The 24,533-nt window shown below is 54.9% G+C and carries 21 protein-coding genes; 11 read left to right on the top strand and 10 right to left on the bottom strand.

Going from position 1 to position 24,533, the window contains the following annotated elements:
• Positions 1-42: 42 nt before the first annotated feature.
• Positions 43-924, bottom strand: coding sequence for an NrtR DNA-binding winged helix domain-containing protein (locus ACR0A1_RS13415; RefSeq protein ID WP_170509435.1), 882 nt, complete (start codon positions 922-924; stop codon positions 43-45).
• An 864-nt stretch (positions 925-1,788) separates the two neighbouring features.
• Positions 1,789-3,852: an alkyl/aryl-sulfatase gene (locus ACR0A1_RS13410; RefSeq protein WP_480867920.1), complete on the bottom strand. Its 2,064-nt coding sequence runs from the start codon at positions 3,850-3,852 to the stop codon at positions 1,789-1,791.
• A gap of 293 nt (positions 3,853-4,145) precedes the next feature.
• Between ACR0A1_RS13410 and ACR0A1_RS13405 the strand changes: the two genes are divergently transcribed.
• Positions 4,146-5,843 carry a tetratricopeptide repeat protein gene (locus tag ACR0A1_RS13405; protein ID WP_480867918.1) on the top strand — a complete coding sequence of 566 codons (1,698 nt, stop codon included), beginning with the start codon at positions 4,146-4,148 and terminating at the stop codon, positions 5,841-5,843.
• Positions 5,844-6,408: 565 nt separating this feature from the next.
• Here the strand turns inward: ACR0A1_RS13405 and ACR0A1_RS13400 are convergent.
• Both ACR0A1_RS13400 and acdA read right to left on the bottom strand, forming a co-directional pair.
• Positions 6,409-6,762, bottom strand: a complete 354-nt coding sequence (locus tag ACR0A1_RS13400; protein ID WP_170394225.1) for a hypothetical protein — start codon at positions 6,760-6,762, stop codon at positions 6,409-6,411.
• A gap of 341 nt (positions 6,763-7,103) precedes the next feature.
• Positions 7,104-8,321: a 3-sulfinopropanoyl-CoA desulfinase gene (gene acdA / locus ACR0A1_RS13395; RefSeq protein WP_480867916.1), complete on the bottom strand. Its 1,218-nt coding sequence runs from the start codon at positions 8,319-8,321 to the stop codon at positions 7,104-7,106.
• A gap of 95 nt (positions 8,322-8,416) precedes the next feature.
• Here acdA and ACR0A1_RS13390 point away from each other — a divergent pair, with 95 nt between their 5' ends.
• Complete coding sequence (locus ACR0A1_RS13390; protein WP_480867915.1) at positions 8,417-9,301, top strand: LysR family transcriptional regulator; 885 nt, start codon at positions 8,417-8,419, stop codon at positions 9,299-9,301.
• Positions 9,302-9,588: 287 nt separating this feature from the next.
• Here the strand turns inward: ACR0A1_RS13390 and ACR0A1_RS13385 are convergent, their stop codons facing one another.
• Positions 9,589-10,500: a LysR family transcriptional regulator gene (locus ACR0A1_RS13385; protein ID WP_480614248.1), complete on the bottom strand. Its 912-nt coding sequence runs from the start codon at positions 10,498-10,500 to the stop codon at positions 9,589-9,591.
• A 107-nt stretch (positions 10,501-10,607) separates the two neighbouring features.
• On the opposite strand from ACR0A1_RS13385, the gene ACR0A1_RS13380 reads away from it, so the two are divergent.
• The 5 genes from ACR0A1_RS13380 to ACR0A1_RS13360 all read left to right on the top strand — a co-directional run bounded on the left by ACR0A1_RS13380 (position 10,608) and on the right by ACR0A1_RS13360 (position 15,171).
• Complete coding sequence (locus ACR0A1_RS13380; protein ID WP_170596282.1) at positions 10,608-11,384, top strand: CmcJ/NvfI family oxidoreductase; 777 nt, start codon at positions 10,608-10,610, stop codon at positions 11,382-11,384.
• A 13-nt stretch (positions 11,385-11,397) separates the two neighbouring features.
• Entirely contained in the window at positions 11,398-12,363 is a 966-nt protein-coding gene (locus tag ACR0A1_RS13375; RefSeq protein ID WP_480867912.1) for an LLM class oxidoreductase, read from the top strand.
• A gap of 12 nt (positions 12,364-12,375) precedes the next feature.
• The gene (locus ACR0A1_RS13370) at positions 12,376-13,164 is read left to right on the top strand and encodes an SDR family NAD(P)-dependent oxidoreductase (protein WP_480867910.1); all 789 of its coding nucleotides are present in this window, start codon (positions 12,376-12,378) and stop codon (positions 13,162-13,164) included.
• Between the two features lie 91 nt (positions 13,165-13,255).
• Positions 13,256-14,101 (top strand): enoyl-CoA hydratase/isomerase family protein, encoded by an 846-nt coding sequence (locus ACR0A1_RS13365; RefSeq protein WP_480867909.1) that lies wholly within the window; start codon positions 13,256-13,258, stop codon positions 14,099-14,101.
• An 83-nt stretch (positions 14,102-14,184) separates the two neighbouring features.
• Positions 14,185-15,171 (top strand): zinc-dependent alcohol dehydrogenase family protein, encoded by a 987-nt coding sequence (locus ACR0A1_RS13360; protein WP_480867907.1) that lies wholly within the window; start codon positions 14,185-14,187, stop codon positions 15,169-15,171.
• Between the two features lie 182 nt (positions 15,172-15,353).
• Here the strand turns inward: ACR0A1_RS13360 and ACR0A1_RS13355 are convergent, their stop codons facing one another.
• The 4 genes from ACR0A1_RS13355 to ACR0A1_RS13340 are packed head-to-tail and all read right to left on the bottom strand — an operon-like array spanning position 15,354 to position 18,513.
• Positions 15,354-16,151 (bottom strand): ABC transporter permease, encoded by a 798-nt coding sequence (locus ACR0A1_RS13355; RefSeq protein ID WP_170625582.1) that lies wholly within the window; start codon positions 16,149-16,151, stop codon positions 15,354-15,356.
• Entirely contained in the window at positions 16,148-16,900 is a 753-nt protein-coding gene (locus ACR0A1_RS13350; protein ID WP_170423024.1) for an ABC transporter permease, read from the bottom strand. Before ACR0A1_RS13350 ends, ACR0A1_RS13355 begins: the two co-directional genes overlap by 4 nt.
• A 9-nt stretch (positions 16,901-16,909) precedes the next feature.
• Positions 16,910-17,674 carry a transporter substrate-binding domain-containing protein gene (locus ACR0A1_RS13345; protein WP_170394204.1) on the bottom strand — a complete coding sequence of 255 codons (765 nt, stop codon included), beginning with the start codon at positions 17,672-17,674 and terminating at the stop codon, positions 16,910-16,912.
• Between the two features lie 41 nt (positions 17,675-17,715).
• Entirely contained in the window at positions 17,716-18,513 is a 798-nt protein-coding gene (locus tag ACR0A1_RS13340; protein ID WP_170407522.1) for an ATP-binding cassette domain-containing protein, read from the bottom strand.
• 77 nt (positions 18,514-18,590) lie between these two features.
• Between ACR0A1_RS13340 and ACR0A1_RS13335 the strand changes: the two genes are divergently transcribed.
• The 4 genes from ACR0A1_RS13335 to ACR0A1_RS13320 are packed head-to-tail and all read left to right on the top strand — an operon-like array spanning position 18,591 to position 22,815.
• Positions 18,591-19,247: a TetR/AcrR family transcriptional regulator gene (locus ACR0A1_RS13335; RefSeq protein WP_480867904.1), complete on the top strand. Its 657-nt coding sequence runs from the start codon at positions 18,591-18,593 to the stop codon at positions 19,245-19,247.
• Entirely contained in the window at positions 19,244-20,428 is a 1,185-nt protein-coding gene (locus ACR0A1_RS13330; RefSeq protein ID WP_480867902.1) for a pyridoxal phosphate-dependent aminotransferase, read from the top strand. The genes ACR0A1_RS13335 and ACR0A1_RS13330 overlap by 4 nt, the downstream gene beginning before the upstream one ends.
• Positions 20,425-22,029 carry a 5-guanidino-2-oxopentanoate decarboxylase gene (locus tag ACR0A1_RS13325; RefSeq protein ID WP_480867901.1) on the top strand — a complete coding sequence of 535 codons (1,605 nt, stop codon included), beginning with the start codon at positions 20,425-20,427 and terminating at the stop codon, positions 22,027-22,029. The genes ACR0A1_RS13330 and ACR0A1_RS13325 overlap by 4 nt, the downstream gene beginning before the upstream one ends.
• A gap of 3 nt (positions 22,030-22,032) precedes the next feature.
• The gene (locus ACR0A1_RS13320; protein WP_170423015.1) at positions 22,033-22,815 is read left to right on the top strand and encodes an arginine deiminase family protein; all 783 of its coding nucleotides are present in this window, start codon (positions 22,033-22,035) and stop codon (positions 22,813-22,815) included.
• Positions 22,816-22,934: 119 nt separating this feature from the next.
• On the opposite strand, the gene ACR0A1_RS13315 is transcribed toward ACR0A1_RS13320, so the two are convergent.
• Positions 22,935-24,452, bottom strand: a complete 1,518-nt coding sequence (locus ACR0A1_RS13315) for a glycosyltransferase family 2 protein (protein ID WP_480867898.1) — start codon at positions 24,450-24,452, stop codon at positions 22,935-22,937.
• Between the last annotated feature and the right edge of the window lie 81 nt (positions 24,453-24,533).

Genomic DNA, 24,533 nt, shown 5'->3' with positions numbered 1-24,533 from the left:
GAGCCATACTTATTCTCGATTCGAGATTATGTCAAGCGAGGTTCAGGACCGGGAGAGAGGTAATCTGACGCCCGACAGCATGCGAGCCTCTAGAATGGCCGGCCGATATCGGAACAGGCGTGCCGGACGACCACCGGTGCCGCTGGACATTTCGCCGGTATCTTCAATCAATTCCTGCTGATCAATCTGGCGGCGAAAATTGGGTTTGTGCAGGTGTAGACCAGACAGCGCTTCGACTGTGCGCTGTAACTGCAGCAAGGTGAAGCTTTCGGGCATGAGCTCAAACACAACCGGAGAGTATTTTATCTTGGCCCGCAAGCGAGATATGCCGGTGGCGAGAATGCGACGGTTGTCCGCTTCCATGTGACGACCGAATTCAGGAGTGTCAACAAGCCCTGCTTCGTACATAAGCTCATAACGTTGCAAAACCAGCTCTTCGTTCCAGGTCTTCCCATTCAAACCAAACAGATAGTCCACACGCTGCAGTTTTAGCGGATCACTTCCTGCCCAAGCTGAGATACGTTTGATAATTTGCGGTAGCTCTTCTGGGCTGCGATCACGATGATCCTCCCATGGGAAGTACTGATACCAGCTACGCCATGCCGGACGTCCAGCACCGGTAGTATCCTGCTCCCGCACCAGACCGAGATAGCTGATCGAGATACGCTGAGAGTTGTCGGCATAACCCGAGCGTGGATCGCGATCCCTGTCTGCAAAGGTATAAAGCTGTTCAAGATATCCCACCGGATGGCCGGTCTGCGCCTCAATCCAGGCCCGCAAGCCGCTTTGCAAGCTGCGGTGTGAAGATTCGAACGGTCCCGAAGGTAGCGCGTTACCTCCACGCAAGGTCATGACACGCGGCTGATCATCAGTCACGGCGATTAGGATTGCGATCAGTTCGGCAGGGGCTAGTCCACTTGGCAAGGAATTTCCTGTTTGTAGAATGTCGCGAAGCGTTGGTTAGAATGTGCGTTCTAACCCAAATTTAGTACCTTGGCTTGAAGAAAAATACAGTGTGACGGGTGCTTCTTCAGAGAACAAGCATTTCTGGCCCAGTTAATCGTCCCACTGTTCTAACATCAGGTTACTACTTTCGGTCCAATGAACCTGAAATACAGTTTCGTCTCACGACTTGAGAAGTGTCGCAAGATATGGGTTCGGGCTGACCAAACAGCCAGTTGAGGTGTTCGTTTCGCTAAAGTAGTTCTCGAACCGGTCTTACATATGATCTTCTAGTGGCTGCCATTTCCGCAAAGACATTATTGATTACACTAAATACTTCGATTTGCGACACACAGTGTCTTATCGAAATTTGGAAGCGATCATAGCATGTCGCAGCTAAGGTCTGACCACTTCACATTCGACAGTTGGGTTGTGAAGCTTCCTCCAGTTCGAAGATACCCATCCGACCCGCGGCGCTATGCGGCCAGTTCTTTGAATCGTTGTACGGGACGGGGTCCAGGAGTGAATTGAAATCTACGGATCGGGACCTCTAGGTAGTTCGATATCTTGGCTGATGTTCACAAATTGCAAGTTTCAGAACAACCCAGTTTGATTTTTGCGTCATGCGCTTTGGCTTTCTTAGGCTGAAGATTCTGATCCCGCATTGACACCACGGATGAAAGAGTCCGCGCACGGCGGTAACAATCCAGCAGTCGTTCGGGCGGGGCATTCTGCTGCTCCGATACCAGCACTACTGGTCGAAAACTTCTCCCGGTCCAATAGTCAGAAAGAGAGAGGCCCAGGGCAGCAAAACCCTGAGCCAGCTTTCAATCGGACGGTCCCGCCTCAGCCGCCACTCGAGTTTGCTAACCCGGGCTGGGCAAAATCATTGGCGGGTGGTGTCAAATCCTGCGCACCGGTGCCGGGCATCAACTCGAAACCCAAATCGAATTGATCCAGGGTCGAAGCCAGTTGCGCTACGATCTCGGCGTTGCCATCAGACTGCGCGGTGCCATCAGCGAGCATCTCGGTCAATCTGCGCTCACCGGTCATGACCTTTTCCAAGTCCGTGCGGCTCAGACTGATCGAAAGATCGGCGTCTTCCGCCACCTGATCGACGATATGAGTCAGAGTGGCATTGCTCATCTCGACAACGATGTTCTCGTCCCGGTCGGGGATCGACAGGTTGATGGTGAACTCCATATCGGCGGCTTTGGCGCTATTGACGCGAATGGCCAGAAAGTCGAGCCACATCGTGGTCTGCATCGCCTTGATCGTATCGGGACCGGTGGTCTCGATGGTAGCGCCCTGCGGAATACCGTTGCGCAGTTCGAACGCCGCACCAAGGAACGAGTTGCGGACCGAAGGGCTTTCCTTCTGATACCCGATCTGCTCAAACGCGTCGGCCAACAGGTCCTTGGCGGCCTGGTTCTGTGGTTCGGCGTAGACCAGTTTGTTCAGAATCTCGGTCGCTTCAAGGTATTTGCCGGTGTCGACCAATTCCTGCCCTTTCGACAGGATCGGTTCGGCGCCGCCCATCATCTCGACAAACAGCGGCGCGCTGTCTTCTGGCGACAGAGGTGTGAGCGTGGTGGGGTTGGCATCCCAGTAGCCCAGATAACGGTTTATCACCGCTCGGCTGTTATGCTCGACCGAGCCATGATAGCTGCGCGCGGCCCATTGCTGCTGCAGGCTTTCCGGCACGTCATAGACGTTGTGAATCTGATTGATGGTCACGCCCTTGTTGGCCAGATTCAACACCCCGTTGTTAAGATTTGCGTAAGTGTCACGCTGCGCACGCATCACTTCTTGAATGCGCTCATTTCCGTAACGGGGCCAAGAGTGAGAGGCGAACATCAACTCGGCATCCTGCCCAAACTTGTACAGCGCGTCATTGACATGCTTGGACCAGCTCAGCGCATCGCGCACCAGTGCGCCACGCAAGGTATAGATGTTGTGAATTGTGCCAGTGATGTTTTCCGCCGCCCAGAATGCCTTGAGGTCGGGGAAATAAGTATTCATCTCAGCAGGTGCTTCAGTACCCGGTGTATTCTGGAAGATCATACGCACGCCGTCTACGATGATCTCTTCATACGCGTCCGAGACATAGCGGGTCGGTTCGATCAGGCCCGTGGTGCCAGCCGAGATGTTCTTGCCGATGGACTGATCCACATGGCCGAACGGGCTGCGCGGCAGCAATACACCGTATTGGAAAAACAGACGGCGGTTCATCACGTTGCCCGCATAGACGTTTTCGGAAACCGCATGTTCCATGAAACCTTCGGGCGCGATCACCTCCACGCCGTTTGCCACGTCCTCATCGGTGATCACCCCGCGCACACCGCCATAATGGTCGGCGTGGGAATGCGAATAGACAACCGCCTTGACAGGAAGTTCGCCCACGGTGTCGTTCAGCAGCTTCAGCGCTGCAGCGGCAGTTTCCTTGGAGGCCAGCGGGTCAAAGATGATCCAGCCGGTATCGCCACGAATAAAAGTGATGTTGGACAGATCGAAGCCACGCACCTGATAGATGCTGTCGTCGAGAATCTCGTACAGGCCGAAATTCAAGTTCAGGATCGCCTGACGCTGCAACGACGGGTGGATCGAGTCGAACTCTTTGCCCTCGAGCAGATAGTCATAGCTGCCGATGTCCCAGGCGACGGTGCCATCCTCGGTTTTGATCTGGCGGTATTCTGGAACCGCAATTAGCCCCTTGCGGCTTTCTTCAAAGTCACGCTCGTCATCGAACGGCAGGTTATTGCGTTGGGTTTGCTGGAATTCGATCGTGTAATCCGAGGGCAGCTTGCCCTTCGGGTCAAAGTGCTGAGGACTATCATCCTGCGCGACGGCAAGGCCTGAGGTCAGCGTCAAAAGGGTGACGGTCAAGAGTAAGGTGGTTCGACGTGGCATATATAATCGGTTCCTATCATGAACGCTTCAAAAGAGATCGCAGCGCAGGAGGTCTGACGGGACGAACCACAAGGTTGAAATTCGTCCCGCCGGTGCATTGACGTCCAGAAGTGCCGAGATGCGCGATCTTTTGGAAGCCGGGTGCCTGCCTGTACGACCAGCAGTGCGGCCCTCTTATCCGCAGAATTTTTCCCGAGAAGTGCAAACATGTTGCCACCTGTCGAAAAACACATGTATCAACGAGGCCAACATAATGGTTTTCCTTGGTTTTCCCGAGGCAGAGGGATATTGAAGTGGATACTACCGAGCGCGAAATTCGGGTACAGATGCAACGTATCCTGGATCATCCGGATTTCACCGCCAGCCCCAAACGCCGCGCATTTCTGAACTATATCATCGAGGAATATCTGGCCGGTCGTTCAGATCAGATCAAAGGCGTGTCGATTGCCATGTCGGTCTTTGACCGCGACGAAAGCTTCGACCAGCAGGTCGATCCGATTGTCCGACTTGAGGCGCGGCGACTACGGCAGGAGATTGACACCTATTATGCCGGGCCCGGTCGGGGCGATCCGATACGCCTCACCATGCCCAAAGGAGGATACGCGCCGCGGTTCGAAAAATCTTCACTGCCCGGCCCTGTTCCGGCACCTGCTGACGCCCGGCCCAATGCCGGGCTCAGAGGGCGACGACGCGCTGGGATTGGACTGGCTGTCGCCTTTGGCCTGGCATTGTTTGGGCTGATCTGGGGATTGGCCCGTTCAGGGACGCCCGAGGAACAGGCAAATCACAGCTTGCCCAAAGGACCCGTCGTGGCTGTACTGCCCTTTGAAACTCTGGGAGAGGGCCCCGAGTACCTCGCCGATGGTCTTACCCGGCAGTTGACGACCGAGTTGATCCGGTTCCGGGACATCTGGGTCTTGCCCCTTGGCAGCACACTGCATTCTGGTGAAACTGAGATTGATACGGCGAGCTTGCGTACAGAATTCAACGCTGATTTCGCGCTGGAAGGCAGTGTGATGGACAGGGGCGACACCTTGCGCCTGTCCGCACGCCTCATTGATCTGAAAGACCGAAGATATATCTGGTCGCAAAGCTATGAGGTCAGCGATACCTCCAAGGAGATCTATGCGGTACAGGACAGCATTATCCGAGATGTAATGGGTAAACTGGCCGGGAAATACGGGCTACTGACGCTTGGCGCGATGCGAGATGCCGATAGAATTCCACCCAACAATCGCGATGCTTATGACTGTGTGCTTGGTTATTACAGCTATCAGGTAACCATCAATCTGGATCGCCATGCCGGAATCAAATCCTGCATCCTGAACGCGCTCGAGAAGGCTCCGGATTATGCCGAGGCCTGGGCGGTGCTGTCGAACCTGTATCTGCAACAGATACGTTTTAGGCTGGGCGGAAATCGCGAACAGATTCTGGCCGCAGCCGATGCCGCAGCACGCCGGGCGGTCGAGATCGACCCAAATCTGGCGGCGGGACATCTGATGATGGCCAATATGCGGTTCGTGCTCGGTGATTTTGCCGGGTTCCGCGAGGCCGGGCAACGGGCGATTGACCTGAATCCGAATGATACCGACATTCTGGCCCATTACGGGATGCGTCTGGCGTTCAGTGGCGAATGGGACAAAGGACTTGCTATTGTAGACCGGGCAATCGCTCTGAACCCTGTGCATCCTCAGTGGTATCTGTTTCCGCGGGTTTTTTACGAGTTCGACCGGGGCGACTATGAAGCGGCGCTGGCACAATTGGAACAAATCGATATGCCAAGTTTCTTCTGGACCCATCTATGGCAGGCCGCGCTACACAGCAAACTGGGAAATGGGGAACAGGCCCAGGCGGCTCTACGCAGCTTGTTGGTTCTACGCCCAGATTTTTCATCTGTTGCATCGGATATACTTGCCATTTGGCAACTTGACGCCACTTTTAAGGAGAACCTGTTGGCCAGCCTCCAGAAGGCTGGTTTGTCAGATTCTTGACCGGCTTATCCAGTTTCCGCACACCTATTCATCGGTGGGTTTCACAGCTATCTGGAATCGCATCACCCTTGTACGCAGCAATAAGTAAACCACCTCAGATGGCTGACTTTATATCATCAGATCGTCGTTCGATTTTCTAGCTTTCACGCAAGCGGGCCAACGGTCGCTGCCGGTCCATATCTGGGATGGTTTGTCAGAGTTGGCGTTTTTTTGGGCCGGCCTTTTACGTAGTTTCGGCATTGCAAAACACTTTGCTCATCGGTGCTCAACATGTGGAAGTTGATCACCTGTAGCCTGAAAGAAGCGCGCTTCTGGGTGGGATATGTCAATTAGATGCGCCAACATGCAAGGCAATCGAAACGCGTCTTTGGAAGATCTGCGCGACACTGTTCACCCACCCAATCAGGCCGGTTTCTTTAACTGTTACAACTGAAACGTTTATTCGGCATTAGAGCGCTCCCTCTCTGGTCAGAGTTTGCCCCAAATTACGAACTCTGTTCGGACCCTTTTCTGAGTCACGGCCAAGGCCCCTTTCGATAAACCACTGAGTAATCTGCAGCCATTACTAGCCCACCACTCCGTGACCACGCACCTGCATGCAGTTCACAAGCACATGACGCCGCGCCATTTCGTCATTGTACTGGCCGCGCACAGATCCGACGATGCCACCTGCGATCGCACCTCCGATGACATCTTCCTTCTCGCCAACAACCCAACCAGTAACCGCGCCATCAATAGCGCCGAACGTAGCATCCATTTTACGCTGCCCAGGATTGAAACTCGCGGCCATCAATCGGCATTCAGCCTCATCTGTGTAGAAGGTCGCATTCCTGGTTCCGTCAACCATCAGTGGCTTCTGCATCGGGTACTGAGTGCATGCGGTAAGACTGATGAGAGCAACAAAAATGAACTTTTTCATCGCAGCTTTCCTTTCGGGAATCGAAGTAATTGCTTGGCGTACACGCTAAACTTGCCTGCCTAGGCAAATCTCATTTAGGAAGTTTACGATTGTCGAAAAATAGCCCCGCCATTTTACGCAGCGTAAAATTGCATTTGTTTCGCTGGCTCGGACGCAAACTTCTCTGGCGCATGAATGCAGCGCCTTTCTTGCGCAGCTAAGTTGGCTAAATAGGCACCTAGATTAACGCGAAAAAACCGTCGGCCGAGCATGCCGAAGGCGTGACGACACGCAGCCGCGTAGGGCTGCGGCATAAGAAAGTCGGCGGCCCGAAAGTCCTTTTTCAATTTTCATAGGGTCTTCTATTCAGCCGCGTAACGCTCCATGTCGGCAAGGCGCGTGTATCCGTCCCGCGTCTGTGGTGTTTTAATGCCTAGAATATTTCCGGCGATTTGGGTCCGGAGAATCTGTGCGGTCCCGCCGCCGATAGTGAACATGCGCACATCGCGATACATCCGCTCCAGCGGTTCACGATCGCTGTAGCCGCGCGCGCCGAACATCTGCAGCGCATCGCTGACCACCTTAATAGCCATCTCGGACGCAAAAAGCTTGGCGCGGGCGGCCATGGTCATATCGGGATACTGACTGCCGTTTGGGCCACGCGATCGTGCCGCTTCATGGAGCAGCAGCCTGGCTGCATGAACTTGCGTGTCCATATCGGCCAGCATCCATTGAAGCCCCTGGAATTCTGCAAGCGGGCGCCCGAACTGTTCACGTTGAACGAGGTAGCGTTTTGCATGTTCAAGTGCCCCTGCCGCAACACCCATAGCAACTGCTCCCGCACCGACGCGTTGCGAATTGTAAGCGTTCATCAGGTCGGCAAAGCCACGCTTCAATCCTGAAGGCGGTTTGACCAGCCATTTCTCGTTGATCTCGACATTTTCGAACCGCAATTCTGCTTCGGGCATACCGCAAAGGCCCATCGTGTATTCGCGACCCACCACGGTGAACCCCTTGGGCGTATCTCCTGACATCGGATCGGCAAACAGAATGAAACCGCCAATCCCCTGATCGACGCCCGCCTCATCGAGCACGCGGGCAAAGATCAGGTGCAGCTTCGAGACCCCTCCACCAGTGATCCAATGCTTGGACCCGTTGAGGATGTATGTGCGACCCTGTTTCAGCGCGGTAGTCTGCATTTCGGTCGCGGCACTTCCCGAGTCAGGTTCGGTTATGCAGATCGCGGGCTTATCTCCTGCCAGGACATGCTGAGCACAAAAAGCCTTCTGCTCGTCATTGCCGTACCCCATGACCGCACTGATGCCGCCCATGTTGCCCTCGACAACGATGCGGGCGGTCAGCGTGCAGGCTTTCGCGATCTGTTCGACCACCATGGTGACGTCCAGAAAACTCGCGCCCTGCCCACCATATTTCTTTGCAATGGTCATACCCATGATGCCAGCATCGGCCAATTCGCCAACATTCTGCCAGCAATACCTGCGTGATCTGTCCCAATCTGCGGCACGTTTCTCAAATTCTGGGGCCAGTTCTTTCGCAACGTTCACAAGCGGATGCGGCATGCGTGTCCCTCGTCTCTGTTTCTTAACAGAATACGCTTGCAGTAATACAACACAATCGAATAAAATTGGATATCTAATCCAATATACCTTAAGTTATGCAGACACGTTCTCTCAGAACCCTCATACGGGTCTCGAATGTCGGCTCCTTTGCAAAAGCGGCCGAGCAGCAAAACATGACATTGTCTGCACTTTCAATGCAGATGAAGGCGCTTGAGGTGGAGCTTGGCGTCGACCTCTTTGACCGCACCGTACGACCACCGCGACTTACACCAATCGGCCGGAGCATCGTCGCGGCATCGATCCCGCTCCTGCAGCACGAAGACAGCCTTCGCAAAATCTGTCGCCCGACGGACACGCTTTTTGGGCATTTCCGAATAGGATTTGTCACAACTGCTGCCGTTCGCTTGCTGCCGAACTTCCTGAACAACGCAAAACGTCAAGCACCGCAAGCGACCTTCTCATTCGAAACCGGCCTGTCCAAGGTTCTACAAGAAAAGGTTGTAAGCGGTCAGCTTGATGCCGCCCTTCTTACAGATGCAGAAGGTGTTCCAGACACGCTTGCGGAAAAGGTGCTTCGAGAGGAACCCTTTGCCTTTGCAGCCCATGAGAAATTGCTGAAAGACGGCCTCGCGGGTTTATTGAATGCACAGCCCTTCTTTCACTTTATGCCCGACACCGGGATCGGAAAACTCATTGCTGGAGAGATGCTTAAGCACAAAAGACCAAAGGGTTCCGAAACCATTGTCCTTGATAACCTTGAAGCGATTATGGAATGTGTTTCGGCAGGCCTGGGATTTACGCTTCTGCCTGTCCCCGATGTTTTGCGGTATCGGTCTGACGACGTCAAAAGTATTTGTCTCCCACATTCGTCGGCTCGGAAACTTGTTCTTGCGACCGTGCGCAAGGGCGCGCTGGCTGGAAGTGAGGCGATGCTTGCCGCGCTATTCTCGACAGGCGAGGCCGTCGCTGCGGGCGAATAAGAAACACCTTTCCTGCACTCGCGGCTTCGGCTTGATCGACTAAGGTCTTGAAACCCTCTTTTGGGTTCACGCAAGAACGACCGGAACCGGCCTTGGATAAACCGTTTAGATGCTGCGATGCAGCCTGTCTAACTAGCCACTCGCTACGGGAGCGATGGCCGCATTCACGGGAACTCAAAAATCGCGGAACAGATCAGGCTATTGCAATTGTAAAAGGCGTGTCCGCCTCGTGCATTTCTCCAAACTGGCGCCGTGATGTCTTAAGGCGCGCTTGACCAATATTGGGATCATGTTTCCCAAGGTGGATTTGAGCCAATCTCTGTGATCAGAAAATCCATGAATACCCGAACTTTGGGAGATAATACGTTGGACTTGGGATAGATAAGCCATAGAACATTGTCTTCCGTAGCCTCAAAGTCTGGCAGAATTTGCATCAACCGGCCCGATTTCAGGTGATCATACACGCTCCATAGTGCGTTTAGGGATATTCCGGCGCCGGCCAGAGTGGCGCAGACCTGACTTTGGCCGTCGTCGATGATCAATTGACCCTTGGCCATCGCTGGATCAAATGTGGCTTTCTCACCTGCCTTTCCCGTTAGCGTGCGCAATTGGCGATTTTGGAAAGCGATCAGGTGGTGGCTTTTCAGATCGGCAGGTGTTTTGGGTGTGCCGTATGTGTCAAGATAGTGCGGCGCGGCGCACAGTATGCGTCGGTCATCAGCCAATTTTCGGCCTTTCAGGCTGGTGTCGACAAGCGGCGCATTTCTTAGTGCAAGGTCGTAACTCCCCTCGATAAGATCAAACTGCACATCCGACAGGCGCAAATCGAGCGTCAGATCGGGGTGCTGTTGAAGAAATTTGGGCAGGATTGGAGCAATGTAGAGCTGAGCAAAGGTGCTGGGCGCAGCGAAGCGCAATGTACCGCGGATGGTCGCTGTTTGTTTGCCCAACGCCGTAAGTGCCGCCTCTTCCTGCGCAATAATCTCTCGGGCGAAGGGCAGGAAATCGGCACCTTCAACAGACAGCGACACTTTGCGCGTTGTGCGATGTAACAGTTCGGAACCCAGGCTTTGCTCCAACTTGGCAAGCTTTGCGCTCGAGACAGCTGGAGCCATGCCCAAAGCGCGCCCCGCCGCACTGATGTTCAGCCTTTCTGCCGCCGCCACAAACAATCTCAGCGCGTCTGTATCAAGCCCCATTATATCGTAAACCCGAATTATCAATCCATGAATGGGCAGTTTATACGCAAATAGATTAGCGTTAAATCCCCTTCATGGATGCAACTCGGCATGGGAAGGAGACGCAGATGACGCGGACAGCCACAGTCAACTACCACGTTCACAAGCCCTGGCGGCAAGCCTTTGAACTAGATGCAGGCGGGATTGCTGGTAATTTGATTTCGCCCGAACTGGCCAGCACGGCTGTTGCATTGACAGATGCCCGCACCACGAGCAACACAGTTACATTTGCGTCTGATGCTGTTGAGTTCGCGCTGCTGGAAACGCAGGTACAAGATTTTACCGGCGAGGTCTGGAAACCGACATACGATGCGGAACTAACGGCAATGCTCTCGAACAAGTTAGGTGCGCGCGAGGTTGTGGTTTTTGATCACACGGTTCGGATAGATGACCCAGGAGCGACGCGCAAACCCGCGCGCAACGTCCACAGTGACTATAGCAAGGACGGAGCCGAACAGCGGCTTGTCGATCTTTTGGGTGCCGAGGCCGCAGCGGAGTGGGCGCGCGGTCACTATGCTTTTGTTAATGTGTGGCGCCCTGTGGATCATCCTATCAACTCAGCACCCCTGGGCTTTGTTCGCCCGTCATCAGTTGAACCGTCTGATTGGATTTTACTGGACCTGATCTATCCCGACCGCAATGGGCAAATAATGGGGCTGGTAGGAAACCCCAGGCATGAATGGATTTATCAATCGAAGATGACGCCAGATGAGGTCGCGATCTTCAACATCTATGACAATCAAGGTGCTCCGTCGATCGCGCATAGTGCGCTTGATATGGTCGAAGATTCAAACGTCAACACCGTTCGCAAAAGCATCGAGAGCCGCACCTTGGTGCGCTATTAAAGGAGAGCCGGACATGTTGGATAAAATGCAGCCTGCTGATTTTGCCCAAATCAACGTGGCCTATAACCGGGTATTTCGACCGGGACGGCTGAGCGTTGGCCTTGTGTTGCCGCTCGAAGCATATGCAGTCGGTGCAGAGCCGACGCTTCGGGCTCATCTGGAAGCGGCTCGGAAAGCGGAGAACCTCGGGTTTGCATCACTTTGGCTGCGCGACGTGCCATTCAACGTTCCAAGCTTTGGTGATGCAGGACAGATTTTCGATCCATTTGTCTATCTGGGTGCGCTTGCTGCGGTGACGGACCGAATTGCCCTTGGAACGGCGAGCGTGATCTTGCCATTGCGTCACCCCGCTCATGTAGCCAAGGCGGCGGCGAGCGCGGACGTGCTCTCGGGCGGACGGTTGCTCTTGGGTGTAGCCTCCGGGGACCGGCCTGAGGAGTATCCGGCTATGAACCAGAGCTATGATGACCGCGGGGCACGTTTCCGCGACAGCTTTGACTACATCCGCGCCGTTGGATTGGACTATCCCGAGCGTGAAAGTGCACAGGGTACGCTGTCTGGCGGGATTGACCTGCTGCCAAAGCCGCATGGGACCCGCCTGCCGATGATTATTACGGGTGGTAGCCAGCAATCCCCCGATTGGGTGGCGCAGAACGGCGATGGTTGGATGACCTATCCGCGCAATGCGACTGCCCAAAGGCAGGTTATAGCGGACTATCGGAGGCGCGGGAATGAAGCCGGCCAGCCAGACAAGCCTGTCATGCAATCCCTGTATATCGATGTCGTTGCCGATCACGCCGCACCACCGCGCCCGATCCATCTTGGGTTTCAGTCTGGCACCGATTTCCTGCGTAGCTATTTACGTGAAATAGAAACGCTTGGGGTCAATCACGTTGCACTGAACCTACGGTTCAATCAAGCGCCCATCGATACAACGCTCGAACACCTGGCGGATACCGTACTGCCCGACTTTTCCTAAAGGATCAGATCAATGACCAAGACTATACTCATTACAGGTTCAACCGACGGCATTGGTTTGCTCACGGCAAAGAAGCTGGCCGCCGATGGACACAAAGTACTTCTGCATGGACGCAGTACCTCCAAATTGGACAGCGCGGCCTCCGAAGTCGGCGGCGATGTCGAAGCTTATACCGCTGATCTGAGCGATCTGTCCGCAGTGCGAGAACTGGCTGAAAGCGTAAAGGCCAAACATGACAAACTGGACGTGTTGATCAACAATGCAGGTGTGCTGAAAGCTCCGCAAACCGTGCTTGCGAATGGGCAGGACATCCGCTTTGTCGTCAACACACTCGCACCCTATTTGCTCACAGAATTGCTGATGCCCATCATTCCCGCCGACGGGCGCGTCGTGAACCTGTCATCGGCAGCGCAGGCCCCGGTGAACATAAATGCACTGGAGGGCAGTGTTCCGCTGGATGATATGGAGGCTTACGCGCAAAGCAAGCTGGCGATCACCATCTGGACCCGGGAATGGGCCAAATCTCTGTCCGATGCACCCGTCATGGTCGCGGTAAATCCGGGATCGCTGTTGGCCTCAAAGATGGTGAAAGAAGGATTCGGCCTAGCCGGGAACGATATGAACATCGGCGCTGATATCCTGATTGACGCAGCATTGGGTGATCGGTTCGCTGATGCGTCAGGTGCCTATTTTGACAATGACAGCGGTGCCTTCGCGAATCCACATGCCGCAGCACTGGACAAAGCACATGTTGCCGACGTCATGAACTCGATCAGAGGTTTGATTAACCAGACCAACTGACCCGCGCTGCGCTAAATCCAGACGCGCTTCCAACTTTAACCTCCCTTACCCCTCGCGCGTGCCGCGTCGAGGCCCAAGAAAGGACTGTCTGATGAAATATGAGAGCTTTCAAACCTTTGACGTTGCTGTTGAAAACGGCATCGCAACAGTCACATTCAACTTTGGCACCGTAAACGTGCAAGGCCAGGAAATGCTGGCCGACCTCAACAGTCTGGCCATGCGGCTAGAGCGAGACCGCGAAACCAAGGTCGTGATCTTTCAATCCGCCAACCCGGAAATCTGGGTCTGCCACTACGATACCGAGCTGCTCAAGGATATGTCGACTGAGGTCGTATCCCGCGAGGACGCACAGCTTTTGGACCTTCAATCGGTCTGCGAGCGGATCAGCAAGGTGCCACAAGCCACCATCGCAAAGCTGGAAGGGTTCGCACGTGGTGGCGGACACGAGTTGGCGTTGGCGCTCGACATGCGATTTGCGGCGCGGGGTAAGTACAAGTTCATGCAGATGGAAGTTGGAATGGGCATCCTGCCTTGCGGCGGCGGTGCTTCGCGCATGGCACGTCAAACCGGCCTTGGAAAAGCGCTCGAGATCATCCTGAGCGCACAAGACTACGATGCGGATGATGCAGAACGTCTGGGCACCATAAACAAGGCTTTGGAGCCAGATGAGATTGGCCCGTATGTGACGGCTCTGGCCGAGCGGATCGCAAAATTCCCGGCAGAGTCGATCAATGCCTGCAAGCAGATGGTCTATGAATCCATCGACAAACCCATTGATGAAGCGCTGAAGGCCGAAGCCTATTGGCTGTATCAGGCCACAAGCAAAACCCCGGCGGTCAAACGGTTCACCATCGCGGATGAACAGGGTCTGGAACACGACATCGAAAACCAGCGCAAGTGGGGCGATCTGGTTATTCAGGTTCAGGATATCAACTGATCCGTCCTCCAACACAATGATCACGTCAGGCGTGCGCTGTTCAATGCCGCGCCTGACACTTCGTCAAAAAAAGGAATATCCCAATGAAAGCAATGGTTCTGAACGACTACGGACCCGATGCACCGTTCGAGCTTGTAGAAATGCTCGAACCGGTCGCAACGTCTGAGCATGTAGTCGTCAAAGTGGCCGCGACCAGCGTCAATACCGTCGATACAATGATCCGAAGCATGGGCGCGGATCTACCTCTGTCCCCCAATTTGCCCGCGGTCCTTGGCATGGATTTTGCTGGCACAATCACAGCCGTTGGCGAAGGTGTTACAGGTTTTTCCATAGGCGATGAGGTGTATGGCTGCGCCGGTGGTTTGATGGACCTCCCTGGTTCGCTAGCCGAATACATCAATGCGGATGCCCGCCTGATTGCACACAAACCCAAGACGCTGAGCATGCGAGAAGCCGCGGCGCTGCCTCTCGTAGGCATCACCGCCTACGAAGGATTGACGCGCGCCGGTGTCGGCGAAGGGCAGACCGTTCTGGTTCAAGGCGGTGCCGGTGGCGTTGGTCATGTTGCCGTTCAAGTTGCGCGCCACCTTGGCGCAACCGTGTCGGCAACAGGTCGCGGAGCGGATCAGCTAGCCCTGATCGAGGGTCTCGGTGCGCGCCCGTTGGATTTCACAACCCAAAAGGTCGAGGACTACGTGGCCGAACACACTGATGGCGTAGGCTTCGATGTGGTGTTTGATAGCGTGGGTGGGCCTAACATGACGAACTCGTTCGAAGCGACCAAGCTCAATGGCCAAGTCGCCTCAACAGTCGCGATGGTCGAGATTGATCTGACACCTGTGCATTTCAAAGGTCTGTCTCTGCACGTCGTCTTCATGCTGATCCCGATGGTGCATGATGTTGGGCGTCAATCCCATGGTGACATCCTGAAAACTCTGGCGGAAATGGCGGATGCGGGCCAACTCAAACCAATTGTTGACGAACAGAGATTTGGGTGGACCAATGTCGATGCTGCCTATGAGCGCCTGACAAACGGAGCGGCGGTCGGAAAAGTTGTTATAGAGCTGTGAACGGAACCGGCCGGGATTGGTGCGCAGAGATATAATTGTGCACCATTACAGTATGGCCTGATATTGATATCGACCGTCAGTACTCAGCCAAGCTGAATGCAAGTTGCAGCTCAGATTGCTATGAACTCAAAGCACTGGTCGGAGCTGACGCAGGACATGGATCCCCTCCGCTGCTGGCGATACTAACTGATACCGCCATTGCGGTTTCCAGTCCCAAGAACCTTTACTTCCAGCCAGTGGAAACCAAATGCGATCACGCCCGCGACGAGAATATAGAATACGGCCAACAGGATGAGCGGCTCGTAAATAATGAAAGTGTCGGAGCGCACACGTGAAGACACAGCGTAAATGTCGACGACAGTGATGGTCGCAACCAATGGAGTTGCTTTGAGTTGCAATATGGTTTCACCGCCCAATGTCGGCAGGACGTTGCGGATAGCTTGCGGCAACCAGATACGGCGAAACATGGTGAAACGTGGCATGCCAAATGCCTTGGCTGCCTCAAGCTGACCCTTGGCGACCCCTTTGAAGGCACCGCGCATCACCTCTCCTTCGTAGCCGGCATAGGACAACGTCAGCGCCAGTACTGCATATGGCCAGGCCTGCCGCAAATAGGGCCACAACTCGGAAGAGCGTATCCAGGGGAACTGCGGAAACAAAGACCCAAGCCCATAATACAATAACCAGAGTTGCAGCAGCAGCGGTGTGCCACGGATGATAGTGCAAAATGCCTTGGCCGGGGCGGCAAGATACCAAGGCCCAACCGCCTGTGCCAATCCAAGAGGAACGGCGAGTAGGAAACCCAAAACTACGGTGACCACCAACAGCCAGATTGTCGTCCAAATGCCCTGAAGGGCGAGCGGCGCATATTTCGGGATCCAGTCCCACTGAAGAGAGACGGCGCACCAGACAACGATTCCAGCGAATATCAGCATCATCACAATGCGATGTGGTTGCATCAACGATCTGAAATCAATCATCTGCCCCCTCCCTTCAGAGAGGGTTGGCCGCGACGCGCCCATTTCTCAATCCGAGCGAAGATGCCGCCCGAACACAGCGTTACCATGAGATAAAGAAATCCCGCTGCCAGAAAGAAAGTAAAATAGGCGCGTGTACTGCTTGCAGCCTGGCGGGTTTCGAGTGTCAGCTCGTTGAAACCCACAACAGCGAGCAACGCGGTATCTTTGGTTGCAATCAGCCACAGGTTGGCAAGACCTGGCACGGCGAAGCTCATCATGGCCGGGATTGTCACGCGGCGCATGGTCATGAAGGCGGGCATCCCGTAGGATTTGGCGGCTTCGATCTGACCGGGCGGAACCGCCTGAATTGCGCCGCGCAAAATCTCGGTCGCGTAAGCGCCCTGGACAACACCCAGCACCCATATGCCTGCGCCAACACCACTGACCTCAACCCGCCCCCCGCCCATTGCGGCGGAGATTTTGTTTATGATGTCAGATCCCACGTAATACAGGATCAGGATCAGGACCAGCTCGGGCACAGCCCGGATCACCGTCGTGTAGATGGCGAGAAGATCGCGCGTGACCTTCCCGCCATAGAGTTTGCCATAAGCTCCGAACAATCCGATCACGAGACCGAGGGCATAAGCGCCGAAAGCGATCTGCAATGAGTGGGACAATCCGCGCAGCAGATTGGCCCCCCATCCCGGCGGCGAGAGCGACAAAAGCTCTGCGCTCTGCGCCAATCCAAGTGAATCCAACAGTCCGTTCACGGCAGCGGCTTAGTAAATGCTGGCCGAGAAATAGTTCGATGTGATCTTCTCGTGCGTGCCATCGGCAAGAATTGCGGCGATGCCTTTGTTCAGCGCCTCACGCAGGTCATCTTGCCCTTTGCGCACGCCAGCCCCAACGCCGCGTCCCAGAATAGCGGGATCATCTGCAACGGCGCCTTTAATTTCACAGCAAGCGCCCGCATCCGAGTTTACAAAGTCGGCCATGGCGATGCTGTCTGCTTGAGTTGCATCAATACGGCCTGCGAACAGGTCCTGATTGGCCTCATCCTGTGTCTGATAAACCCGCAGTTCAGCATCCTTGAAATATTCCTGCGCATAGGCCTGGTGGATGGTCGAAGCCTGAATGCCGACAACTTTACCCGCCAGCGACTCTGGTGTCGCTTCGATATCCATCGATTTGTCCGCAACGATCACAGCGGGTGTGTTGTAGTAAGGATCGCTGAAATCAATGGTTTTCAGCCGCTCCTCGGTGATCGACATAGAGGCCATGATGGCGTCGATCTGCTGCCCGGTCAGCGATGGGATGATACCATCCCAGGCTACAGGCGTTATAACACAGTCCAGTTCGGCAGCGGCACAGACAGCATTGATAACATCGATCTCCCATCCAACCCAGTTGCCTGAGCTGTCAAGCGAAGCGAATGGTGGATAAGGTTCAGCCGCGATACCGATCTTGACCTCTTCGGCACTGGCGACACCAACTGAAAGGATGGCGGCGGCAACTCCGGACGCAAGCAGTTTCTTAAGGTTCATTTTGTTACTCCCTTTTGGTTCATTAGTTTGTTTTGACTGAATCAGGCGACCGAGCTGAGGAACTGCCTCAACCGCTCTGATTTTGGATTACCGAAGACCTCGGCAGGTGGACCCTGCTCTTCAATGCGGCCTTCGAAAAGATAGACAACGTGGCTGGCAACTTCGCGCGCAAATTTCATTTCATGGGTGACGAGCAGCATGGTGCGTCCTTCACCAGCGAGATCACGGATCACGTTCAAAACTTCGCCGACCAACTCGGGGTCCAGCGCCGATGTGGGCTCATCGAAAAGCATCACCGAAGGATCTACGGCAAGCGCACGGGCAATGGCGGCGCGCTGTTGCTGACCGCCAGATAGATAGGCCGGAAAGGTGTCGGCCTTGTCACCAAGCCCTACCCTTTTCAACAGGTCGTGCGCCCGCGAGATAGCCTCTGCCTTTGGCACCTTTAGGACATGTATCGGCACTTCGATCACGTTCTCCAGAAGCGTGCGATGCGTCCACAGATTGAACTGCTGAAAAACCATTGCCAGCCGCGTCCGGATACGCTCGATCTGGCGGCGGTTCGCGGGGCTACCATCGGCGTGCATTTCAACCAATTCACCGCCAATGGTGATTTTTCCCGAGCTCGGCGTTTCCAAGAAGTTGATGCAGCGCAGCATGGTGGATTTGCCCGAGCCTGATCCCCCGATGATTGCGACAACGTCCCCCTTATTGGCAGTCAGGGAAACACCCTTCAGGACCTCTAGCGCACCAAAGGATTTGTGCAGGTCCTCAATCTTTATCGCCTCAATGGACGCAGTGGCTTCGGGTGTGGGTGATGCTGCTTCGGCTGTGTCCATATCCAACAATCTTCTGATTTCAGCTTGCAGTAAGCCTCGAATCTCGCAATTATGCAAGTGTATAATAACTCCATGCCATGGATGACACTGACGTGCAGGACGACAGCCGCAAATTTAAACGTGAGTCTGCTGAGTTTCGGCGCGAGGCGCTGATATTGGCGACTTTGGACCTGATCGCCGAGATGGGCGTCCGCGGTGCCACGGTGCGTGAGATTGCAGCCCGCGCGAACGTGACCCAAGGGTTGATCCGTCATTATTTCTCTTCAAAAGAAGAGTTGGTTCAGGCGGCGTATGAGCACCACATGAATACGCTAACCGATCAGACAGCAGCTTCGTCAGGAATGGGAAGCGCGGTATCTCAGTTGACCAACTTCGTTGACGCGTCGCTACGACCACCAATCGTTGATCCAAGCGCCGTGGCGTTGTGGGCCAGCTTTCTTAACAAGGTGCAACATGATTCAAAAATGCAGCGCATTCACCAGCAGACCTATAACTATTTCCGGGGTCACCTCGAGGAGCTGATCGTCGCCGCATTGCTGGAAACCGGACGTTCAGTTGCTGCAACGGAGGCAACGCAACTGGCCATTGCTTGCAACGCGGTAATCGACGGCCTTTGGCTGGAAGGCGGTGCGCTTCCGGACGCGTTTTCCGAAGGGCAACTGGCGCGGATCGGCTTGGACTCCGTGAGCGCCATCCTGGGGATACCATTAAACAAAGAGGCGGAGCAGCCATGAAGACAACATCTGTGACTGAGCGTTTAGCGGGGTTGGGTGGTGCCAAATGGGGTGTACACCTGAAAGCACGTGACCTTATCAAAGCCGGAGTGGATATCGTCGAAATGACGATTGGAGAACCGGATGTGCCCGTGCCAGCCGCATTGGTAGAAGCCACCGTAACCTCCTTGCGGGCACAACGGACAGGGTATTCCAACGGGCGCGGTGAAGCCGGACTGCTTGACGCGCTTGCTGCTCGCTATTCAACCTCTCGTGGGCGGCCCTTCGGACCCGAGAACTTTTTGTGCTTTCCCGGGACGCAAACCGCCCTTTTCGCAGTGATGTCCGGGATTGCAGAGGCCGGAGACGAAGTTTTGGTTGGTGATCCGATGTACGCGACATACGAAGGAGTCGTGCGTGCATCCGGGGCGGATATGGTGCCTGTGCCGCTTCGGCCAGAGCACGGGTTTCGCATGCAAGCCGAAGATATTGCCGCACGCATCACTCCACGCAGCCGCGCCATTCTTCTGACAACGCCACACAACCCGACAGGTGCAATTCTGACTACCACGGAAATTGCCGAAATCGGGCAGCTCGCCATGGCGCACGATTTATGGATCATCTCGGACGAGGTCTATGAAGAACTGATCTTTGACGAGGCCGAATTTGCTTCACCATTGGCAGACCCGAAACTGGCGGATCGTGTCATAGGTGTATCATCCATCTCGAAATCACATGCTGCCCCAGGGTTTCGTAGCGGTTGGTGTGTCGGACCAGCAGCGTTTTGTGAAGCGCTGCTGCCGTATTCCGAAACAATGCTCTTTGGCAATCAGCCCTTCATCGCGGACATGACCGAAATGGCAATCCGCGACGGGTCCGAGGTTGCGCCCGGCATGGCCGCTCGTTTCTCTGGCCGCGCCACCCTGCTGGCTGATCGTCTTGAAGCAGAAACGGATCTGACGGTTCATCGCCCAGAGGCGGGAATGTTCGCCCTCATCAACGTTTCTGCCACCGGGTTTGATGGTGAAGCTTATGCGTGGGATCTGTTACAGGCCGGGGTGGCTGTCATGCCAGGGTCCGCCTTTGGCGACGGTCTGAAAGACTGGGTCCGGGTCGCGCTGACGATTAGTGACGCCGATTTTGCCACAGCGGTTTCTCGCATCATTGATCACGCCAACAGCAAATCACGCGAGGTTGCATGAGCGGAATGACAATCGGTGAAGCTTTGGTTGCCAAGCTTCGCCAAAGAGATGTGACCTGCGTCTTCGGAATTCCGGGCGTTCACACGGTCGAACTTTACCGCGGTCTTGCGGCTTCGGGCATTCGTCATATCACGCCCAGGCATGAACAGGGTGCTGGTTTCATGGCTGATGGCTACGCGCGTGTTTCGGGGAAACCGGGTGTGACCTTTGTGATCACCGGCCCCGGATTGACCAACACCTTGACACCGATGGCGCAGGCGCGCGCTGATTCAATTCCGATGTTGGTGGTCTCTGGTGTCAATAAAACCGCTTCACTTGGCAAGGGCTTGGGACATCTGCATGAATTGCCAGACCAACTGGGGCTGGCCAGAACAGTTGCGTTGGTGTCAGAACAAGTTCCCGACTCCAACGCTCTGGACCCGGTCTTGGACCGTGTTTTTCACGACCTTACCAACGGTCGCCCAGGGCCGGTGCATATAGAGGTCCCGTTGGATGTAGCAGCAGAAAAATATCAAAAAACACCAGTCGAGACGCTCGATCCAGCACCCCCGGTCAATCCAGACTTAATCTCACAAGCGGCAAGGCAACTGGCTAAAGCAAATCGAGTTGTCATTCTGGCGGGTGGTGGCGCGAAAAAAGCGGAAACCGATTTACAGACATTGGCTGAAACTCTCGATGCCCCCGTCGTGCAAACCGTCAACGCACGGGGCCTGATGCACGAACATCCACTGACCGTTCCGGCCAGCCCCAGCCTCAAAGCAGTACGCGAGCTGATAGAAAGCGCTGATTGCGTTTTGGCTTTGGGAACCGAATTGGGGCCAACCGACTATGACATGTACGCCACCGAACAATTTGCAGGAAGGTCAGGCCTGATCCGGGTGGATCGCTGCAGCGATCAACTGGCGCGACATGAGGCAGCGCTTACCATTCAAGGTGACGTCAATTTGGTTGTACCGGCGCTGTTTGGGGCATTGTCCAATGAGGCAAAGCAAGACGACGGTGCCGAACGCGCCAGCAAAACACGCCGCGCCGCCTGGGAGGAAATTGGTCCGGACTATCGCCATCAGGTCGAAATCCTGAATGCCATTCGCTCAGAAGTTCCGAATGCATTGATGGTCGGAGACTCAACCCAACCAATTTATGCCGGCAATCTTTTCTACGACCACGACCGGGCCGGAGGTTGGTTCAACGCAGCAACGGGATATGGCGCGCTCGGCTACGGGATACCCGCTGCCATCGGCGCGTCGATCGCCGATCCGACTGCAAGGGCGATCTGCATTGTCGGCGATGGAGGTGCACAGTTTTCATTGCCTGAAATCATGGCCGCAGCAGATGAAAACCTGCCGGTCACCTTCGTGATCTGGAACAATCATGGATACCAGGAAATTGCCGCGTCGATGCGGGATGTGGGTGTGACCGTCATAGGTTGTGATCCTTCGCCCCCGAATTTTTCTGCATCAGCCAAGTCTTTTGGCATTCCATTCACCAAGGTTCCGGCCGAACCACAGGCTGTCGCGCAGGCGTTGCGCGAAACTGTCGCTTTAGATGGGCCTGCAATGATCGAAGTCATCGCTCCGAAATGTGAACCTCAGAAAGATTGAAACATGTCAGACCCGACCTTTGAGTTCTCCCGCGCCATCACCCGCCGCCCGGCTGCGACCATTGCTGGCGGTTTGCGTGCAAAGGATATTGGAAACCCCGATTTCGAAGGGATGATGGCGGCACACAAGGCTTACGTGGCTGCACTGAAAAGCACCGGGGCTGAAGTGATCGAACTTGATCCCCTCGACGCGTTCCCCGACGCGCAGTTTGTCGAGGATACGGCCCTTTGCCTGCCGCAAGGCGCTGTGCTGATGCGGCCAGGCGCACCATCGCGGATGGGTGAGGTGGCAGAAATGGCGCCAAATCTTCGCGCTTGCTACGAGACGGTTCTGGAAATCAACGGCCCCGGCCATATCGAGGGCGGAGATATTCTTGTAACCGGCCGCGAAATTTTGGTGGGCAGATCAGACCGCACTGACGCTGAAGGTGTCGCCGAGCTGTCTAAAATCACCTCCGCGTGGGGCCACAAACTGCGCGAAGTGTTTACACCGGAAGGCGTTTTGCACTTCAAGACAGATTGTTCACTGATGGATGCCGAAACAATCCTGTCTACCCGAAGACTTGATGCATCAGGCTGCTTTGAGGGCTACCGAGTGCTTCATGTTGCTGATGGGGAAGAAGCTGCTGCCAACGCGATCCGCTTCAACAATCTGGTGCTGATGGCTGCTGGCTTCTCACGCACAGCGGACATGTTGGATCGTGAAGGGTTTGAGATCGTAGAAATTGACAACACCGATTGCGCCAAGCTGGATGGCGGCATGTCATGTCTCTCGCTAAGACTTTGAAGGGTTATTCGCCAACTTTTGGTCATCGGCGGTCTTTTAGTTGGCGAATGAATATCAAGCCGCACGCTATCTGCGACAGCCGGGCCGTTCTAAGAATCGGTTCATCGCGGCAGGACAAGTCAGCTATGCATATCCGCATCTATGATGGCGCGGATCCGTTGCAAATCCTCAAGTTCGATGCTGGTGATCTCGTCATAAAGGTTGCGAAACTCGAGCTCATCCATCAAAAACTCAATCTTAGCTTGGTGCCAGGCAACAGCTTTTTCGTGTAGCTGCGCAATCTGGGGAATGGCTAGCAACGCTTCCATCGCCACTGACAATCTGGCCAGGTTGCGTTGGATAGTGACGTCCTGATACTGGTTCCAATCCATCCGTATCCAATAGTTGCGCCCGACAGTGCGATCCACATGCAGGGCCCGTCCACGCTGGCGCTTGACCAAGAAAGACTGCGCAGATCTTAGTGCGTAGTGGTTTAGCTGGACCAGCTCATAGCCGATGGTCTTGATATCGGACCTCCAGCCATTCTTTGCCACTTTGTGCGTGATATCCTGACCCGATCCATTGACCCATAGCACCTGTTCGGCTTTTGCTTCTTTCAGCTTATTTGGCCGGTGACAGCTTAGTTTACGATAGGCACGAATATTCCTGGTGGCGGTCTTGAAGCCCCAAGCGGTATGCGGTTTGGGCAGATATGACGGAGCGCATCGGTCAAATTGCGCAATGACCGGCCTGTCCTCGTAGGTCTTTATCCCGGCCGACCCAAATTGCCGCCAGGTCATGGCAATATTGCTGACCCCCTCGGGCAGGCGCTTATAAAGTTCCGGCAGTGTCCCGTTACCAAAGCGGATGTTGATAAACTCATCCACATCAATATGGATAACCCAATCGGCACGTTTGACCACCTTGAGCTTTGCAGACTGGTTCAGAGCCCACTGTTGCGGGGAATTGCCCTTCCATTTGTTGTTGTCGACATGCGTGACCAGACCGGTTTTGGCCAGCGCATCCAGCATCAGATCCGTGCCATCCTCGCAGCCATTGGTATAGATAACAAAGTGATGCACACCGATCGATTGGTGGTATGCAATCCATTCCAATAGGAAAGGGCCTTCGTTTTTCATGCAACCGATCAGCACCGTGCCGCTGGTACCCTCTGGCGGCCTGAGGTCCACCGGCACCGTGTCACCCATGGGTCGACTTTCGTCAAAACTTGTCAGGTCATTGCGCGGCAAGAAGCGACGGGCAAATGGCAGCACTTCTTTTGGAGTGGATTCTTCTTTTTCAGAGGAGGCCAGGGTAGAGAATGCAGGAGGCTGCGCAGTCAGATCATCTGGCCATTCAATCCGGTTAACTATCGCATCGGCACCAAATTGTGTGGCCCAAATTCTGGCGCGATCAGATCCTGAATCAAGATCAGTCAAAATCAGGATGTCGGCCGCCAATTGCCCCAAAACTTCGTGGACTCGACCAACAGAGACTTCCGTGGTGAGGTTTTCTGCTAGCCCTGGCATGGCCAAAAGCATGAACCGCGGTCGCTCATTAGCAATCGCACTGGCGAGTGCGGGCAAAAAATCGGGCGGCTCGGCCTTTGCACGTCTTCGCCGTGTAATCTGCGCAAACGTAAGCAGTTGCTGCTGCAAATCCGCATTATCGATACTCAAAACAGACGCAACCCCATTGGCTTGGCGCGCCTGATCCCGAGCTGTGTCGCGTATATCCAG

The sequence above is a fragment of the Ruegeria sp. D6 genome (assembly GCF_056534365.1).
The sequence above is the reverse complement of the archived record's forward strand: the minus strand, read 5'-3'. Positions and strand labels throughout refer to the sequence as shown.